17 protein-coding genes are annotated in these 19,475 nt (G+C 35.9%); 5 read left to right on the top strand and 12 right to left on the bottom strand.

What is annotated here, in order from left to right; all coding sequences use genetic code 11:
• Positions 1–109: 109 nt before the first annotated feature.
• The 8 genes from DF281_RS13160 to DF281_RS13125 all read right to left on the bottom strand — a co-directional run bounded on the left by DF281_RS13160 (position 110) and on the right by DF281_RS13125 (position 10,193).
• On the bottom strand, positions 110–391 hold the full coding sequence (locus DF281_RS13160) for a hypothetical protein (protein ID WP_109350720.1): 282 nt from the start codon (positions 389–391) through the stop codon (positions 110–112).
• A 101-nt stretch (positions 392–492) separates the two neighbouring features.
• A complete protein-coding gene (locus tag DF281_RS13155) occupies positions 493–930 on the bottom strand; it encodes a hypothetical protein (protein WP_109350719.1) in 438 nt (145 codons plus the stop codon).
• A gap of 6 nt (positions 931–936) precedes the next feature.
• Entirely contained in the window at positions 937–1,977 is a 1,041-nt protein-coding gene (locus DF281_RS13150; RefSeq protein WP_109350718.1) for a hypothetical protein, read from the bottom strand.
• 1 nt (position 1,978) lies between these two features.
• Positions 1,979–2,899: an MvdC/MvdD family ATP grasp protein gene (locus tag DF281_RS13145; protein ID WP_232025820.1), complete on the bottom strand. Its 921-nt coding sequence runs from the start codon at positions 2,897–2,899 to the stop codon at positions 1,979–1,981.
• A gap of 908 nt (positions 2,900–3,807) precedes the next feature.
• Positions 3,808–5,064 (bottom strand): 2-oxoglutarate dehydrogenase complex dihydrolipoyllysine-residue succinyltransferase, encoded by a 1,257-nt coding sequence (odhB, locus tag DF281_RS13140; protein WP_109350717.1) that lies wholly within the window; start codon positions 5,062–5,064, stop codon positions 3,808–3,810.
• Between the two features lie 32 nt (positions 5,065–5,096).
• Positions 5,097–7,883, bottom strand: coding sequence for a 2-oxoglutarate dehydrogenase E1 component (locus tag DF281_RS13135; RefSeq protein ID WP_109350716.1), 2,787 nt, complete (start codon positions 7,881–7,883; stop codon positions 5,097–5,099).
• A 223-nt stretch (positions 7,884–8,106) separates the two neighbouring features.
• Positions 8,107–9,525, bottom strand: coding sequence for a HAMP domain-containing sensor histidine kinase (locus tag DF281_RS13130; RefSeq protein ID WP_109350715.1), 1,419 nt, complete (start codon positions 9,523–9,525; stop codon positions 8,107–8,109).
• Positions 9,522–10,193 carry a response regulator transcription factor gene (locus DF281_RS13125; RefSeq protein WP_109350714.1) on the bottom strand — a complete coding sequence of 224 codons (672 nt, stop codon included), beginning with the start codon at positions 10,191–10,193 and terminating at the stop codon, positions 9,522–9,524. Before DF281_RS13125 ends, DF281_RS13130 begins: the two co-directional genes overlap by 4 nt.
• A gap of 595 nt (positions 10,194–10,788) precedes the next feature.
• Here DF281_RS13125 and DF281_RS13120 point away from each other — a divergent pair.
• The gene (locus DF281_RS13120) at positions 10,789–11,334 is read left to right on the top strand and encodes a GNAT family N-acetyltransferase (protein WP_109350713.1); all 546 of its coding nucleotides are present in this window, start codon (positions 10,789–10,791) and stop codon (positions 11,332–11,334) included.
• Positions 11,335–11,492: 158 nt separating this feature from the next.
• On the opposite strand, the gene DF281_RS13115 is transcribed toward DF281_RS13120, so the two are convergent.
• Entirely contained in the window at positions 11,493–12,572 is a 1,080-nt protein-coding gene (locus DF281_RS13115) for an undecaprenyldiphospho-muramoylpentapeptide beta-N-acetylglucosaminyltransferase (protein ID WP_109350712.1), read from the bottom strand.
• Positions 12,573–12,703: 131 nt separating this feature from the next.
• Here DF281_RS13115 and DF281_RS13110 point away from each other — a divergent pair, with 131 nt between their 5' ends.
• Positions 12,704–14,053: an MATE family efflux transporter gene (locus DF281_RS13110; RefSeq protein ID WP_109350711.1), complete on the top strand. Its 1,350-nt coding sequence runs from the start codon at positions 12,704–12,706 to the stop codon at positions 14,051–14,053.
• A 308-nt stretch (positions 14,054–14,361) separates the two neighbouring features.
• Complete coding sequence (locus DF281_RS13105) at positions 14,362–15,024, top strand: FAD-dependent oxidoreductase (protein ID WP_166636145.1); 663 nt, start codon at positions 14,362–14,364, stop codon at positions 15,022–15,024.
• Between the two features lie 72 nt (positions 15,025–15,096).
• Here the strand turns inward: DF281_RS13105 and DF281_RS13100 are convergent, their stop codons facing one another.
• Positions 15,097–15,540 carry a hypothetical protein gene (locus tag DF281_RS13100; RefSeq protein ID WP_109350709.1) on the bottom strand — a complete coding sequence of 148 codons (444 nt, stop codon included), beginning with the start codon at positions 15,538–15,540 and terminating at the stop codon, positions 15,097–15,099.
• Between the two features lie 91 nt (positions 15,541–15,631).
• Between DF281_RS13100 and DF281_RS13095 the strand changes: the two genes are divergently transcribed.
• Both DF281_RS13095 and DF281_RS13090 read left to right on the top strand, forming a co-directional pair.
• Positions 15,632–16,099: a DUF1648 domain-containing protein gene (locus tag DF281_RS13095; RefSeq protein WP_109350708.1), complete on the top strand. Its 468-nt coding sequence runs from the start codon at positions 15,632–15,634 to the stop codon at positions 16,097–16,099.
• 13 nt (positions 16,100–16,112) lie between these two features.
• Complete coding sequence (locus DF281_RS13090) at positions 16,113–16,631, top strand: NUDIX hydrolase (protein WP_109350707.1); 519 nt, start codon at positions 16,113–16,115, stop codon at positions 16,629–16,631.
• Positions 16,632–16,685: 54 nt separating this feature from the next.
• On the opposite strand, the gene DF281_RS13085 is transcribed toward DF281_RS13090, so the two are convergent.
• Together DF281_RS13085 and DF281_RS13080 are read right to left on the bottom strand one after the other, a co-directional pair.
• Positions 16,686–17,585 (bottom strand): CobW family GTP-binding protein, encoded by a 900-nt coding sequence (locus tag DF281_RS13085; RefSeq protein WP_109350706.1) that lies wholly within the window; start codon positions 17,583–17,585, stop codon positions 16,686–16,688.
• Positions 17,586–17,634: 49 nt separating this feature from the next.
• Entirely contained in the window at positions 17,635–19,140 is a 1,506-nt protein-coding gene (locus DF281_RS13080) for a lmo1851 family serine protease (RefSeq protein WP_240605552.1), read from the bottom strand.
• Between the last annotated feature and the right edge of the window lie 335 nt (positions 19,141–19,475).

Below are 19,475 nucleotides of genomic sequence, written 5' to 3'. Positions count from 1 at the left end.
TTTGATTCGACACCAATACAGTAGAGAAATTTTGGAAGGCTGGCAAGCCTTTTATTATTATTTTACAATTGCAGCGTTATGTACTTATTCCTTTCAAAACTCTGTACTTCTATCTTGCACTACACAACGCTTCTACAAACTCATCTGAACGACATTTTAATACTTCAAGTGTCTCACCATTATGAGCTTCATAACTTGTAACTATCAGTAGTTTTTGGAAATAGGTAAATGTGGATTCATGCGTACTTTCATAAATTTCAACTGTGAATTTCGTCTTATTACCGGCATATATCTCGATTAAACCTTTTGCGATTCCTACTAAGATTGCAGCATTAAAAGTAGAAGCGCAAAATTCTTGTAGCGGTCCATTTTTAGTTATTAAAATATTCATGCGATAATCGAAATAGTTTCTTACACTAAAAGGAAATTCAGCTAATTCTTCATCTGGTTCTACTTCAAATTTATATTTCCTTTTAATGAAATTATTCTAATTTAGTCAAAATCAGCGTTTTCATTCGTCCGAGTTTCTATTGTTGTATCTGGACCAAAAAATACTTGTTGGTTCTCATCTGCTGATTCGGAAGTAAAAGTTTGTCGAGTTGTATCTGGGCCTAGACTTACTGAATTGGATATCGTGAGTGAGTTGATTCCCTTTTTTTCAACTGTTTCAATACAATAATAATTAATATCACTATTTTCTGTTGAATCCGTTCTAATTGTGGTTTCTGGTCCACTATAAATATAATCAGTATCTGCGTTCTCATTTGTTTCCGTTAAAGTGGTTGTTTGGGGACCTCTATTATATTCAATCGCTTTTATTTTAAAGCAATTATCTATGTAATTCATCTGACTTTTACTATCGTAAAACAATTCTGCTGATTGTTGTAATGGCACTTCCTCTAGATAATTTGCAATATAAGGTTTTTTCATCAAAATTCACTCCTTTATTAAAATAACATCTGTGATATTAACATTGCTACTTTTCTTCACTTCAATGACCTGTTCATTTCCACCAGTATATAGACCTATTAATTTCACAAAGTCATCACTCTTATTGTCGTTTTTCGGTGAAATAATAATAATTCGAGAATAATCATCACTTAAAATATTATTTTTCAACTTATCTATTTTCTTATTATTTTCCGTTAAAAATGTATGAAAACTCTCACGTTCTATATGATTGAATTTATATAAAGTCAAATTTTCTTGAATAGCAGGTTCTCTTATTACATTTTCAAAATTTGAGTTAACTATAATTACTATGCTAGACATTATCAATATACACATATATTTCTCCAAATTTTTAATAAGTGCTACTTCTAATATTGATTCATTTTCATTGTGCTTCCATTCGTAGAAGAGCATAGCTAAATATTTATTCTCAACATCTAATTTTAATGCTTTGCGAATACTGTGAAATGTTACTCTTTTAACATTCTTCACCTTAATAAATTCATAGGTTATCAATGACAAATTTATTATTATGTAACTCATGATTAACACACAGATAATATTATATGTTGTAAGTTTAGGAATCGATATTGTCATCTTCGATATATATAAAGGTACTATAAAAACAAATAATGCAATATATGCTAAGAATTTATTAAACGTTCTCCCTTTTATTGTTTCAATTTCAGATATCCTTCTCGATAGAAACTCTTTTTCTACTTTTTTATTTGTTGTATCCTTTTCTTTTAGTTCTTCTAAATACTCATCATATTGTATTTCAAATTTTCTAATATTTTCATTATATTTTTGTACATCATACAGATTTAGTTTGTGAAAACACTTACTACCCTCTTTAGGTTTCCAAGTAAAAAAATAATAACTAACTATACCCAATGTGAAACTGACAAAAGATATCCTGAATTCCACAGATCCTTTTTCAATCTTATTGTACTTTGAATCATCTGTAACACGTAAAATCGGTGACCAAGAAAGTAGTTTCTTTAAGTAATAATTGAATTTCTTCATATCATAAACCACTCACTAACACATTCATTATCTCCGTAGAAATATCTATATCTAGTTCTTCTTCTAACCATAACCATTGGCCGTTTGCATTTAGTTCAAGAAAAAAATAATCTCCATTATTAACAATAAAATCAAATGCTGCGAATTTCAATTCTAATTGACACATCATTTTCAAACATTTTCCAGCAATATCTGATGGAATATCAATTTTGCTATATTTCAGAACTGCATCTTCTTTTCTCCAATCAATTTTATTTGAAGAATCTATACGAACGCCGAAGAATACTTCATTTACAATTGTTAATCGTACTTCATAATCTTTTGGTTGATAAAATTGAAAGTAGGCTGGAGAATTACTTAACCCTTTAATTTCTGAAGTAGCCTTTACAATATTTGTCTGAATGAATCCAACTGAATTTGAAGATAATATTTTCCCAACCGAAATTGGTTTTACAATAGTTTTATTTGAAGATGTAAAGGACTTAGCTACTAAATCTTCATTTGTTATTAGTGAATTGGGTAACTTAAACCCAATTGCACTAGCAATACCCAGTTGTATCACTTTGTTATCTGCTTTCCGAATAATTGATGGACGTGTTAATCCAATACCCCCTGCCGTTTCAGCAATACCATCAATAACTGTCATCATTTCACGTTGCATCATTTGTCTGTACTTATTTGGATATTCATCCAAAGTTGGGAGTGTTATTTTTCTATAATACATGGAATCACACTCAGATAAAAATAGATGAGAACTCTTATCTCGGTATTCAATAAGAGTGTCTTTAGAATTTATTTTTATCGCATAATCTTGAAAACGGTCAGTATTTAACCTAAAAAACTTACATTTGTCTGAATACTTATCTATTATATAGTCTACTGTTAAATCAATTGTATTTGTAATAATCAGTACGGTTTTCACTGCTTTTAAGCCCCTTCATTTTTTTGCTATTTTTTTCTTCATTCATGGAAATAGCACTTTAAATTAATTATATTAAAACTATTAATTACTTCTCTATACTATTTTTCATCGTATATTCTTTGATTTTTCAAAAATAAATTTTGAAGATATCTTTCAACTATAACTCTACAAAAACCTTTTACTTTTTGAACTGATACCTCTTTTTAAACGTTTATTTTAATGAATTTCCAGCCTATTAATGATCAACTCCCCATAACACTAATGTTATAGTAACTAAGAAATTAATTACATAATATATTTATATTATTTCTAACATGAAAATGCTCTTACCAATATAATATAAGGAGTTTTCATTAAGTCACCATTATTATATTTACTTTATATAATGGATTGTCATTATTATTATATTTTAAATTGGGAGATTTTTCATATTAATAACTTTTTATTTTAGTATTTTATAACATTAATACGGTTATTTGCCGTATCTCAGGGTTGTTCTATAAAATACATGAATATTATTTTAGAGAAATAAAAAAGTGAAAAGTCTATTCAGGGAGTATTTTAGCACTGGATTCACATATTGATCAAAAAGCGATAGGATATTCAACACCAATCAGATTAAACTTCGGTACTTTTATTTCACTAACTTTATTTATTGAAAAACTATTAGGTCATGCTCATATTGAAACCACAATGAACATCTATACTCACGTGACTTCAGAACAGATTGAAAAAACGACTGATTTATTGACAGATTTTCTAAATGAAAAAAGCTCATGTGGTCAAACTGTGGTCAAATTAGAAAAATAGTCATAAAACGACATAAAAAAGCCCCCCGATTTCTCGGAGGCTTTTCATTTATATTCATTTTTAGAAGTGCTTCAAACCATTGATACGTAAGGCTTTTCTTATGCTTCTAATAATAAATCTTCTGGGTTTTCGATTAAGTCTTTAACCATTTTCAGGAATCCAACAGACTCTTTACCGTTGATGATACGGTGATCGTATGAAAGTGCTACGTACATCATTGGGCGTAATTCGATTTCGTCGCCTACAGCGATTGGGCGTTTTACGATGTTGTGCATACCAAGGATTGCTGCTTGGTCACCATTGATGATTGGTGTAGACATTAATGAACCGAATACACCACCGTTAGTGATTGTGAATGATCCACCTTCTAAATCAGAAAGAGCTAATTTTTTGTTACGTGCTTTAACAGCTAATTCAGCAATATCAGATTCGATTTCAGCGAAGTTTTTACGATTAGTGTCGCGTACGTTTGGTACTACTAAACCGTCTGGAGTCGCTACTGCGATACCAACGTCGAAGAATTTGTTGTAGTGTAATTCTTCGCCAACGATTTTAGCATTAACTGCTGGGTATTTTTTAAGAGCTGCAGTTACAGCTTTTGTGAAGAATGACATGAAACCAAGTTTAGTTCCTTCATGGTTTTCCATGAATGCGTCTTTCTTACGTTTACGAAGTGCCATAACAGCTGTCATGTCGATTTCGTTGAAAGTTGTAAGCATTGCAGTGTTTTGTGATACTTCAAGTAATTTACGAGCTGCAGTTTGTTGACGACGAGTCATTTTAACTGCTTCTACGCGTGATTCATCAACAGCTTTAGTTGCTGGTGCTGGAGCCGCTTTAGATGCTGCTGGTGCTGCTGGTGCAGTACCGTGAGCTGCTACGTCTTGAACACGAACGCGTCCTTGAGGATCTACTGGAGATACTGATGCAAGGTCGATTCCTTTTTCACGAGCTAATTTACGTGCTGCTGGAGAAGCGATTACACGTTCGTTAGAAGTAGTTTCTTCCACAACTGGAGCTACTGGTGCTGGTGCTGCTTCTTTTACTTCTTCTTTTGGTGCTGGTGCCGCTGCTGGAGCTTCTTCAGCTTTTGGTGCTGGTGCTGGTGCTGCTGCAGATGCGTTTGCATCAACTTTAGCGATTACTGCGCCTACTTCTACTACGTCACCCTCTTGAGCAAGGATTTCAGTAAGAACACCTGCTTCTTCAGAGATGATTTCAGCGTTTACTTTATCTGTTTCTAATTCTACGATGAATTCGCCTTTTTCTACTGAATCGCCTACTTGTTTAACCCAGCGTACGATTTCACCTTCTGTAATAGATTCTGCTAATTCTGGTACGATAATGTCAGCCATTTTAAATTTTCCTCCTTCAATATATGAACGATTTATTTAGATACTGCTTCTTCAATTACTTTCGTTTGTGCAACTTTGAATGAATCTGGATCTCCCTCAGCTGGTGAAGAATGATCGCCACGACCAACATAAGTAACTGCTTTATCTCCAGCTAATTCGCGTAAGTACGGATCAGCAAATTGCCATGAACCCATGTTTTTCGGTTCTTCTTGTGCCCAAGCAAGTGTTTTCGCTTTAGGATATTTAGCAGCGATTGCAGAGATTTTTTCAGATGGGAATGGGTAAAGTTGTTCTACACGTACTAAGTGTAAGTGTTCGAAGCCTGCTCCATCACCAATTTTCTCTGCAAGATCGATTGCCATTTTACCTGATGCAAATACGATTTTTTCAACTTTCTTCGCATCTTTACCAGTTACAGGATGCTCAATAATTGTTTCGAATTGACCTGTAGCAAGTTCTTCAACATCAGCAGCTACGATTTGGTTACGTAGTAATGATTTTGGAGAAACTAATACTAATGGACGAATCGCTTCAGTATTAAGCATTGCAGCTTGGCGGCGTAATAAGTGGAAGTAGTTTGCAGCGCTTGAAAGGTTTGCAACTGTCCAGTTATTTTCTGCAGCTAGTTGTAAGAAACGTTCTAGGCGTGCAGATGTATGTTCAGAACCTTGACCTTCAGCAGCATGTGGTAATAACATAACTAAACCAGATTTAACGCCCCATTTAGAACGAGAAGCTGAGATAAAGTTATCGAACATTACTTGTGCCATATTTGCGAAGTCACCATATTGTGCTTCCCAAATTGAAAGTGCATTTGGATTTTCAACGTTGTAACCAAATTCGTAAGCAAGGATAGAACCTTCTGAAAGTGGGCTATTAATTACATCGAATGATGCTTTTGCGTCAGAAATATGGTGTAACATTGTTAATTCGTTACCGTTTTTCTCATCATGTAGAACAAGGTGACGGTGTGCGAATGTACCACGTTGAGCGTCTTGACCTGAAATACGTACTGGGTGACCATCTTGGATGATTGTACCAAAAGCAAGTGTTTCAGCGTGACCCCAGTCAATTTTACCTTTACCTACGAATGGGTCATTACGACGACTAAGGATTTTGCCTAATTTTTTGAAGACGTTGAATTCTGATGGGAAATCAAGTAATTCAGCGTTCATTTTTGTTAAGCGTTCAGTACCGACACCAGTGTCAACTTCTGGGAAACCATCAAGTACTACTTGAGGTACAGAGTGATCTGGCTCAGCGCCTTTAGCAGCACGTACTACATCAAGTTCTGCTTGAAGAGTCGCTTTAATATCTGCTTGTAATTGCGTTACTTGATCTTCCGATAACAAACCTTCAGAAACAAGTTGTTTACCATATAATGCACGTACTGTTTCATGATTATGAACGATATTGTACATTTCTGGGTTTGTGATCATTGGTTCATCCATTTCATTGTGACCGTAACGGCGGTAACCGATTAAGTCGATTAAAATGTCTTTGCCGAACATTGCGCGGTATTCAACTGCGAATCTAGCAACTTGAATAACTGCTTCAGGAGCATCAGCGTTTACGTGTAATACTGGAATCTCGTAACCTTTTGCAGAATCTGAAGAGTAAACTGTTGAACGAGAATCGTAACGTTCAGTTGTGAAACCGATCATGTTGTTCGCGATAATGTGTACAGATCCGCCAGTTGTGAAACCTTTAGTACCAGCATAGTTAAATCCTTCAGCTACTACACCTTGACCAGCGAATGCCGCATCACCGTGTACTAGGATTGAAACAGATTTATTTTGATCTTGAACTGCTCCACCAGCTTTTGAAGTATCATCTTGTACGGCACGAGTTGCACCATTTACTACAGGAGAAACTACTTCTAAGTGAGATGGGTTGTAAGCTAATGAAATACGGCTACCAGTTTCTGATTTGTAAGTTGCGCCAAGGTGATATTTAGCATCGCCAGACCAACCTTTAGTTACTGTTAATGAACCGTCTTCAGGTACGAATGAGTCACTTGGTACGTGAGCAAAATCCGCTAACATCATTTTGTATGGTTTGTGTACGTTGTGCGTTAACACGTTTAGACGACCACGGTGAGCCATACCAATTTGAATGTCTTTTGTATCTTTATTTTCAAAGCGTTTGATCAATTCGTCGATTAATACAACTAATGAATCCACACCTTCGATTGAGAAACGTTTAACACCGACGAAAGTTTTGTGCATGAATTGCTCGAAACCTTCAACGCTATTTAATAAGTTAAGAGCTGCTTTTTGATCTTCAGCAGAAAGTTTAGCGTTCAATGAACCGCTTTCAATCTTACTTTGAATCCACTCTTTTTCTTTTTGTCCAACAACTTGGTTAAATTCAAAAGCAATTTTACCAGTATAAATTTCTTTTAAGTAATTCACTGCATCTAAACCGTTGCGTACACCAGCAGGCACTTCTTGCATAAGAGCTGTAGCAGGTACTTCAATTAAATCTTGATCAGATAAACCGTAAGCAGATGCTTCAATGCGTGATGTATCGATTTCTTGGTTGTGAAGTGGGTAGATATCAGCTGCTAAATGTCCGAAGTTACGGATTGCATCTGCATATTTTACCGCTGCAAGAATAGCAGTCATATTTCCTGCGGCAACCGCTGTTGTTGATTCGCTGTTCGCTGATTCAGCAACTGGCGCGCCATATTGTTCGAATAATGCTACTAATTCTGCATCTACTTCCTCTGGTGATGTAAGGTACAAATCGTACATATCCATCACATAGCCAAGGTTAGGTCCTGAAAAAGCAGCCCATGGTGAAACGTTGTTTGACATGAGAATAACCTCCAAGTTTTTTGCCTAGTGGCATCTTTCCTATTATAAATATGAAAATCCACTGAAATTATATTTTTCTTAATTATATCTACATCGTGTAAGCGAATTCTTTGAGCATTTAGATATAATATTTTTACCCTTCAATCTTACTACTCTTCACAAAAAATACAATATTTTTTCACAAATTCAGCATATTTGGGCTTGAAACACCGAATAACCTTGTTTAATTTCTATTTGCGGGCAAATAAATGGTAAACTTTGTGCCTTCACCGTAAATACTGGATACTGAAATTTGTCCATCATATTTCTCGACAAGCATTTTGACGATTGCTAGGCCTAAACCAGTTCCGCCATGCTCTCTCGAACGGGCATCATCAACGCGATAAAAACGGTCAAATATTCGTGGAATTGCATCTTTTTTAATACCAATGCCATTGTCTTCGACTTCGATTTTGTGGTACTCGGACATATTTGTCAAGCTTATTCGCACAATTGGTTTTTTTTCGCAATAACGTATAGCATTTTGTAATAGGTTGCGTACGATTTGGTTATAAGCATCCTTAGAGATCACTGCTTCGAGAGTAGTTGATTGATTACTTTCAAGTATCAGTTCTGACTCTGGATGTAATCGTTCGGTTTCGGCTATTACATTTGCCGTTTCTTCTATTATATTAGTCAGTTTAGAGGAGTCCTTTGGTTCTCTTCTTGCAAGGTTCAATAATTCCTCTATTAATGATCGCATTCTCTGAATTTCTTGTAGTGAAGTTGTCAGCGATTCCTCCATTATTTCAGGATCATCCTTCCCCCAACGCTTCAATAAATTCAAATGTCCTTCTAAAACTTGAATAGGTGTACGCAATTCATGTGATGCATCCGAAATAAAACGCTGTTGTTGCAAATACGCTTCCTCAAGTTCGCCCATCATTCGTTTATACACATGAATTAACTCCCCAATTTCGTCATTGCGCGTTTCTTGAAGTTGTATCTTCGCCTCGAATCCTTCATCTGCTACTCGATTCATCTCTTTGCGCAACTGATTCACCGGTTGTAATAGCCGAGTCGCCAATGTATAGCCAATGGCGGCCGATGCAGCTAATGCGCCAATTCCCATCAAAATCATCGCTGTCAGGAAGTATTTCATTAAGGACGTATATTGTGTCAGTGGGTGGGTCACTTGAATATACCCATTAAATTGCCCCAAGCTCAATTTCGCGGTTCCGACAAAATTATCCTCTCGCTCGATTTTATCTTTATGAATTGTAAAACCGCTATCTGGTACATTTTTCGGCAATGGCGGAATTTCCGCAACCGTATTATTAATACGTAATATTTCTACACCATCTTTATTTAAAATACGAGCAGTTTGCTTCTTATCAACAATCGCATTGATCAAACTTTCATTTTGGCGAATATCGTCCACCGTTAAAAACTGCCCTCTTTTTTCAAAATAAGAGATTAAATCTTCCATTGATCGCGTGACCGATTGTTTCTCATTTGATAACAGCCATGTTTGAAGTGAGATGAACATGACGATACAGATTAATAAATAACTAATAAAAATGACAAACGCAGAAGTAAACGCCCATTTCGATTTCAGTGAGCGATGATCTAAATAATGCCTTGCTTTATTCATTATTTTCATTGGCGCATCACATACCCAACTCCTCTAACTGTTTCAATATAATGACTTAAATCTTTTGGCAGCTTCGCGCGTAAATGGCGAATATAGACGTCGATTACATTGGTTTCTACTTCTGTATCGTAGCCCCAGACGGATGTTAGTATTTGCTCCCGCGTGCATACAGTGCCTTGATTCTTCACGAGTAGTGTTAATAAATCATATTCAGTTTTCGTCAATTGCAGTGGCGTGTCACCAACATATGCTTGGTACGCCTTTTCATCGATTTCGATTTCTTTGAATTGTAATGAACTCGATTCGGCTTTAGTAGTAGTTCTTCTCAAAACTGAGCGAATGCGGGCTAACAGTTCCTCAATCGCAAATGGTTTAACAACATAGTCATCTGCCCCTGCATCTAAACCGGCTACACGGTCCATTACAGCATCCCTAGCGGTAATAAGGATAATTGGTATGTCTGAACCTTTGCGCACTCTACGGCACACTTCTATGCCATTTAATGCCGGTAACATCACATCTAATAGTAGAACGTCGAAATGATCCTTCGTAGCCAATTCAAGCCCCGTTCTCCCATCATGTGCCACCGTTACATCAAATTGCTCATGCTTTAATTCTAATTCGATAAAGCGGGCAATACTTTTTTCGTCTTCAACGATCAAGACTTTATAAGTCATTTCGTCACCTCTTCTACTTTTCAACTAATTGTAATTCATTTTCACTGTGAGTAGTTAGTCCAAACCTTTCCTACTTGATTGAAAATGATATAATTTTGCTATTAATTTTTCTCTGTTTTTCATCATAAAATAGCTTCCATTTATCGCAAATCTTTTATGTATCAAGCATCGTCAAAAAGTATCTCAAAAAAGCATAAAATACATCTCGAAAAAATATCTATAATAAAGCATATTTCTATCATATATCGGGTAATATATGTGTAATTCCTTAAAATCTATTATTTTTCACTGTAAATCCTTGTAAATTAAGGTCACTGAAAAATCAAGTATTTTTGTTTAAAAAAATTATCTTTTTTTTCAAAAAAATACTTTTCAAATGAGTAATTATTTTGTATATTAAAAGTGCAAAATAATTTCATAAATGAATCTCTATTGAATAGTAGATTTTAGGGAAGGCAAATGGTGCGTCACCAGGTTTCTGGTTCTAGTGGGTTCGATTCCCACCCCGAGATTTTTTATGCAACAATATATGAAAAATTTCGAGGGTGGAACGGATAGGAAATGTTCAACATCCACCCAAAAGGAGGCGTTCGGTATGCTTAAACAACGTGATCTTTACGAGAGTAATGAATTATTTGAATTGTTAAGCCACCCATCTGTCTTTCCTTTTGTTCGTCAAAAGGCTAAAACGGCAGATCAATTATGGTTTATGACTCGTCAGCTTATGGAGGAAGAAGAACAAGGTCTAGTGGTTTCACGCACAATTCTTGGTGATTTGGAGCAGCCAATCGGCACAATTACTTTGTACGATATTCAAGAAGGTGCAGGATTTTTAGGCACTTGGATTGGCCAACCTTATCAAGGCTTAGGCTACAACCAGCAAGCTAAGTTAGAATTCTTTAATGAACTATTTTTTGAGTTGGATTTCCAAACAGTATTTATGAAGATCAAAAAAGAGAATGTAAAATCTCAACGTGCAGTATTAAAGTTAGAGTACGCACTCGACGCAAAAGAGAGTCACCCCTCTCTTTTCGCCCAAATCAACGCCGGTGAACAACAGTATGAATTATTCAAAATTGAAAAAGACAATTTCTATTTATACTCTGCTCGCCTTGCACAGTCAACTGAACAAGCAATGTAGGAATTCATAATAATAGGCACATTCCATTCAACGAACGAGGATGGAATGTGCCTATTTGTTTTGGCTTTTTTAACGAATGCTTTCGAGCGACAAGTGAAGCACTATTTCGTTCTTATTAAAGAAAAAAGACTGTGGTTTCCCACAGCCTTGTCATTTCCCTATTTCTTTGCGTAGGCTAAAATCAGCTCAACCATTTCGTCTGGTGTTTTTGGCGATTCCGCTTCTTGCATTTTTTGGCGTAAAGTTGGTTCATTCGCTTTTAATAAGTTTAAAGCTTCCATGAAACTTTCCGTCGTTAAATCTTCCTCTTGTAATACTTCTGCTAAACCTTGTTGTTTGAAGATTTTCGCATTTACAATTTGATCTCCGCGTGATTGCGCCATTGATAATGGAATAAGTAACATTGGTTTTTCAAGCGCTAAAAATTCGAAAATCGAGTTCGAACCTGCACGTGAAATAATGTAATCACTCGCGTGAAGTAAATCCGATAGCTCCGTTGTTACATATTCAAATTGTTGGTAACCTGGCATTTCAGTTAATGCTTCATCTAAATTTCCTTTACCACATAGATGAATAACATTATTTTCTAATAGTAATTCCGTCAAATTATTGCGTACTGCATCATTGATGAATTTAGAACCTAATGAACCACCCATAATTAAAATTGTAGATTTCCCGTTGTCGAAATGACAGCGAGCTAACCCTCTTTGGCGATCGCCTTCAAATAGTTCAGAACGAATAATTGAACCTGTGCAAGTTGATTTTTCGCTCGGTAAATATTTTAAAGTTTCTTTGAAAATCGTGAAAATATGTGATGCAAATGGTGAAGATAGTTTATTTGCTAAACCAGGTGTTACATCTGATTCATGTGATACAACTGGGATTTTTAATAATTTCGCAGCCATGACAACCGGCACTGATACGAAACCACCTTTTGAGAAGATAATCATCGGTTTTAGTTTCTTCAATAATACAAGTGCTTGAGAAACACCTGCTAAAACTTTAAACGGATCAGTGAAGTTTTTCATCGAGAAATAACGACGTAATTTACCACTTGAAATGGCATGGAATGGCAACTCAGGAAATGCTTCTGAAATAATTTCTTTTTCAATACCCACTTTTGAGCCAATATAGTGAACGTCATAGCCTTTCTCTAAAAATGATGGTATGATTGCTTGATTAAGTGATACGTGTCCAGCAGTTCCTCCACCAGTAAGTACAACTGTTTTTTTCTTCATTAGTATAATAAACTCCATTCTGTTTATAGGAAATTTTTCGTTATATTTTCTTAAATCAATATAATATTGTACTACAACGAAATCGCCATGAAAAGGCACGTTTGCCCCAATTTTTGAAAGGAGGCGTAACAATGTACCAAACAACAACCCATTCTCAAAAATGGAAACAGTTGTTAGTCATCATTACCCCGATCCTCGTCACACAAATCGCATTGTATTTAGTGACATTTTTTGATGTATTGTTTTCAAGTAAGTACGGAACAACTGATTTAGCAGGTGTATCCATCGGTTCTTCCATTTGGATGCCTATTTATGTAGGGGTGTCAGGAATATTACTATCTATTACACCAATTGTAGCACAATCTATAGGTGGTAAAAAAACGAAAGAGGCAACTTTTTCCGTTCAGCAAGGAATTATTGTCGCCATCGTCTTAGCTTTAATAGTGTTCGCACTCATTTTAGCTTTGCTAAACCCTATTTTATCATTAATGCCATTAGAACCGCATGTTCATGATGTTGCTCACGGCTATTTAATCGCCATGAGTTGTGGCCTCGTCCCTCTTTTCATTTATACGGCTTTAAGAAGCTTTATTGATGCACTTGGACAAACGCGTACTTCGATGTTCATCACATTAATCGCAACACCCATTAATATATTTTTCTGCTATGTATTTATTTTCGGTAATTTAGGCTCGCCTGCATTAGGTGGCGTCGGCGCTGGGATTGCTTCAGCCATTACATACTGGATTATTTGTGGCATCGCCATTTGGATTACACTTAAATCACAGCCATTTAGTGATTTTACTATTTTCAAAAAGTTCCCGAAACCTAATTGGGTGAAATGGAAGGAAATATTAAAAATCGGTTTCCCAATCGGACTAGCATTATTTGCTGAAACAGGTATTTTTGCGGTCGTTACAATCATTATGAGTAAATATACGACGGAAGTCATTGGCGCACATCAAATAGCAATGAACTTCGCCAATTTAGCGTATATGATTCCTCTAAGTATTTCGATGGGTGCTACAATTTTAATTGGTTTTGAAATCGGTGCGAAACGATACGAAGATGCAAAAGATTATACGAAAAAAGCAATTATTCTCGCAGTGAGTATTTGTACGCTGACATTAGGTGCTTTAATTCTACTTAGACGAGAAATAGCGCTTGTTTATAGCGATGACTTAGAGGTTGTTGCGTTGGCAACTGGCTTCCTAATCTACGCAGCATTTTTCCAACTTTCAGATGCGGTACAAGCCCCGATTCAAGGTGCATTACGCGGTTATAAAGATGTAACAACGACTTCAATCATGGCCGTTATTTCATATTGGGTGATCGCCCTTCCACTCGGTTATATTCTTGCCGATGTTCTTGATTTCGGTCCAACAGGTTACTGGATCGGCCTTATTTCAGGTTTAGCAGTCGGCGCGATTTCATTGTCGATTCGCTTAAGAATTGTCCAAAAGAAATTTTCAAATAACTAAATAGATGAATTAGCCCCCGAATAGTGGATTCTTATTCGGGGGCTTTCTAATTTTAATTTTGGTTCTGATCCCGCGATTCCCCCACTATACTTTTCCAATAAACCCCTAAAATATTTGACATCGAGTTAAATAGACAACTTTTCATATTACCACGTTATTTACATAATAACTAGTTGAAAACGCTATTTTTCTATTTATTTTTTGTTTTATTGTACATTATGTAAAATAAGCATTGACTATCTATTTAATACGGTGTTAAATAGATTTCGAAAGCAGTTTTTAAAAATGAAGGCAAGGAGATGTTACATATGAGCAATTTCATTCCTGAAAAATGGGATCTTGAAACAGATGTAGTCGTATTAGGTACAGGTGGCGCAGCATTAGTTGCAGCGGTAACGGCAGCTGAAGAAGGCGCAAAAGTCATCGCACTTGAAAAAACACATCAAATTGGTGGTACTACAGCATTTTCTGGCGGTGTTACGTGGATTCCAGTAAACCGTTACATGAAAGATGCAGGTATTGAAGATTCTGAAGAAGCAGCAATTAAATATATTGAACGTCTTTCTCAAGGTCGCGGAGAATCTCCAATGATCAAACGTTTCGTTGAAAAAGGTCATGAAATGATTGATTTCTTATACGAAAAAACTCCGACTCATTTCAAAATGCCAGCAGCATACCCTGAGTATTATGCGCATCTTGAAGAAGCTTTAAAAATCAACATTTCTGAATGGAACGAACCAGAATCAGTCATCTTCGCTTTAAAAGGTATGTCTGATAACTTTAAAGGTGGCGGTCACTTCAAAGCGCACACAATCGATGACAATAACACAACAATGGAAGGTCATTTAGATATTACTGCTGGCGGAGCAATGGGACCTATGGTTAACACAATCCTTAAAAACTTCGTACCAAAAACAGCAGAAGAACTAACTGCTAACATCGTTAATAAATTAATCGAAATCAATAAATAATTTCGTACAAAAAGAGGCTTCGCATCATCATGCGAGCCTCTTTTCTTATGGTTTTAATGTATGCAATTCCAATTATCGAATGGCGATGCCGATTAAATACGTCGCAGAACCGAGATTTTCATCCCCATCTTGCCAATCGACCGAATACTCGATATAGTAATCGCCTTTCTCAATTGGTGCATTAATCATATTCCCCTTCTTACATTGGCTCGATTTTTCATCTTTCACAATACATATTTCTTCGGTTGATGGTTTCTGATCATAATCCATTTTAAAATGAGCTTCTTCCTTCGGGTCGACAATTTGCGCACGCTCGCCCTTCAAAACTTCAGCATAGCTGCCAACTTTCGTAGACCCAGAATACCAATCATAAACTGCTAATTTTGCTTTTACTTTCTGCCCATCAATTGAAACAGTCACTTCAGGCGGCAATTCCCCCTTCAGCTTCCCTCCTGAACAACCACTAAGCACTACTAATAGAGCTATAATTAATAAAGTACCAATTCGTTTCTTCATGCGACCCCTCCTATCACCATATTACCAAAAAAAGTAATTTTTTCAATAGTTGATATATTTTGATATAATATAATAGAAAGAGGTGGCTTATATGGTTCGATTTTTCAATTATTTCGCATTACTTGCTTGGCTCGCAACAGTCCTACTCATGATTTTCAATTATAATCAACTGCCAGACCAAGTTCCAAGTCATTATAATATTCAAGGTGAAGCTGACAGCTGGTCGAGTAAAGGATTTGTATTCTTCATACCGATTTTGGCCATTTTCCTCTGGTATATTATGAGTTTCATCGAGAAATTCCCTCAATTCATTAATATGCCTGGTTTTCATTACGAAACCGCTTCTAAAAAACAAATTCAACTTGCAAAAAACTTAGCGAAAGTATTAAATATCGAAGTATTCCTATTATTAATTTGGATGTCTTTTAATGAAATTATGAATTTACTCCAATTCTATTCACTAAATTTAGGCGTTTGGGATTTCGTCATTTTCATGGCTATTATCACTTATACAATGATTTACTATGGCGTAAAAATTAATCGAGAAAATAAGAATTAACGGAGGAGAATACATGGAAAAATGGGATTTGTATGATCTACATCGGCATAAAACATCAAAACAAATAATTCGTGATGAACAACTCCAATCCGATGAATATCATGTCGTTGTACATATATGTATTTTCAATGCACAAAATGAGATGCTCATTCAACAGCGTCAACCTTTCAAAAACGGTTGGTCCAATTTATGGGACATTACTTGTGGTGGTAGCGCAATCTCAGGCGATACGAGTCAAGATGCAGCTTCTCGAGAATTATTGGAGGAATTAGGCATTCAACATAACTTCGAAAACATTCGTCCACATTTCACAATTAATTTTGCACGTGGTTTTGACGATTATTACTTGATTGAAAAGGAAGTAAACATCGACAGTTTACAACTACAAGCAGAAGAAGTACAAGCTGTTAGATGGGCTTCGAAAGATGAAATTCTCGAATTAATGAAAGGCGGAAAATTTATCCCATACTATGAAAGTGTCATTTCACTACTATTCGATAGTCGCCATCAATATGGTTCGATTCATTTATAAACAAAAAACATCTTCAAAGTACCCGATTACGAGTCTTTGAAGATGTTTTTTATTTTATTTTTGTCCGATAATATCTATTTGATTCATGCCATCACCAATGATGACAAGTTTAGGATCCATCTTAACGAATTCAGGCATCCATTGAATTAGTCCATAAGCATATTGGAATAACATCGGCTTACGATTCCCTTCAATTGGGATATACCCTTTCATACGATACACGGTTTCAGGCAATGTACGCACCCAATCTTCCACCGCTTCTTGTGTAAATTCCTGACCAGTGAAGTCAATTAATCTTGAGCTTAAATGAAGATGTCCACCTAAATCGGCTTTTTCGATTTTTTCTGGACGAACAGTCGCTTGCATTGCTTTAATCATTTTTAAAGGTACTTTTGCATTGACCGTTTGTAGTAAAGTCGCATGCGGATTGATTGCTTGTAATTCAAAAGTGACTTTCGCCAATTCTTCTTCACTTAGTAAATCTGATTTATTCGCTAAAAGAAGATGTGCATGACGGATTTGCTCTAAAAATAAAGAACGCGTTTGAGGAGTCATTTCATGGCGCATTAACCAACGCTTACTATCCGCTACAGTAATGATTCCTTTAATATTCAGTTGATCCGCAAATAATGGTGAATAGACAGCATCCAAAGCCTCGACTGGATGCGCTGCGCCAGTTGTTTCAATTATAAGTACATCAAATTCCTGTTCTGCTAATAACGACTGAATTTGCGCTTCTGTTTTTTCTGAACCTGTGCAGCAAATACAACCATTCAGCATTTCTTTTAAAGGAACGCCTTCTTCCACAGCTTGAGAATCGAAGTTCAACTCGCCTAATTCATTCATAATTACGGCAGGTTTTAATCCTTCTTCTTTAAAATGAGCAATAATATTCGCTAATAATGTCGTTTTACCGCTTCCTAAAAAGCCACTTAATAAATATACGTCTTTCATTTTTCCACCTCATATGAAGAAAAGGGCAACACTTGGCTGCCCTCCCCCCTTATTTTAGATCTTTTAAAATGATTTTCTTCGCTTCTTTTACCATTGGATCATCTTTTTGAATCTTTTTACGAAGTTCATCCATTAGTTTAAGCGTCGTTTTTCCTTTTAAAACACCATCGATTTTAATTTTTTCGTTATCTTGGAAACGACTTACCGCATAAGCAGTTAACTCATCGTATAATCCATCTACTTTACCTGGGTTATAACCAAGTGCTACAAGCATTTTTTCAGCTGCTTTTACTTGTTCGGATACATCATTTAACTTCATTTCTTTCGATGCATCTAAGAATGGTAATGACGCATATTTCGGATAGGCCACTTTTTCATCTGGTTGAATTCCTTTTTTGTGAATCCAGTTACCATCAGGTGTTAACCATTTACCAGTTGTATATTTCAAAGTGGATCCATCTTCAAGACTTTTCGCTGTTTGCATTGTACCTTTACCGAATGATTTCTCACCGATTAATTTAACATTAGATGATTCGCTTAATGCAGCAGCTAAAATTTCAGAAGCTGAAGCACTACCGCCATCGATTAGTACTGTAGTTGGTACGCGAACTTTACGTCCATCCTGTGCTTTAATAACTTCACGTTTGCCATCTTTGTACTCGATTTGCATGACGTTTTTGCCTGTATCGACGAATAAGCTCGCAATACTAATCGCAGTTGGTAAAATACCACCCGGATTTTGACGAACATCAAGCACTAATCCTTTCATACCTTTCGCTTCCATCGCATCAAGTTCTTTTAATAAATCTTGATACGTACGATCTGCGAATGACGTAATTTGGATATGGGCAATTTTATCTTTCGACATTTTAGAATAAACTGTTTCAATTGGAATTTCAGCACGAACTAATGTCACTTTATGTAACTTGGCATCTTTTCCTCTTTGATATTCGATATCTACTTTCGTACCGCGTTTTCCACGGATTTTTTGAACTGCTTCTGTTGATGACAGTCCCGCAATTGATTTACCATTGACTGATTTAATAATGTCATTTGGTAAAAGTCCGGCTTTTTCAGCTGGCGAATTTTTGATTGGAGAGACAATAATAATTTGACCGTCTCTTTCTTGAATTTCTGCACCAATTCCGTCAAAACTAGAAGAAATACTGTCGTTGAATTGAGTCGCTTCCTCTGTACCCATGTAATCTGAATACGGATCGCCCAATGCGTTGACCATTCCTTTTAAAGCACCATTTACTAACTTGTCTTGGTCTACCTCTTCGTAATATGATTTTCCAATTTCATCATATGCATTGAATAGTTTTTGGAACTCTTCATGATTTGGTGTACGCACTTCCACTACTTTCTTCTCGCCCACTGTAAGCGCGAAAATCGTAATACCAGAAGTCCCCAAGATTAAAACAATTATCATCATAATTAGAGTAAAAGGTTTGAGTTTGACATATTTACTTGCCGGTCTCGGTAATTCCTGTTCCTTATTGTCTAATTGTGGTTGAGAATCGTCTTTGGATTCCTGTTTTTTGTTTTCGTCCAATTTTCTTCACCACTTTCAATCTCGTCACGTGTAAAACACACTACTTGTATTTTAACAGTTTGCTACGAATTCTGAAAGGTATCTCCTGCATTTGACGTAAATTACACGAAAAAAAAAGACGAAATACTACATTTGCGGTTCTACAATAAATAACGTTGGTGAAGAAAAAAGCACCGATCTCTCATCAGATCGGTGCGGAAACTTCATGAACGTTATTTTTATTCAAAAAAAATAGAAAACAAGTGAGTTTCCCTATAGAATAAAAGTCTACCAAACAATAAACTAAGGGGGAAAATCACTTGTCTATTAATCATGATATTCGAAATTTACTCGAT

The organism is Kurthia zopfii (assembly GCF_003143955.1).
GTDB lineage: Bacteria > Bacillota > Bacilli > Bacillales_A > Planococcaceae > Kurthia > Kurthia zopfii.
Note: the sequence above shows the minus strand (reverse complement) of the source record. Positions and strands in the feature narration are given on the sequence as shown.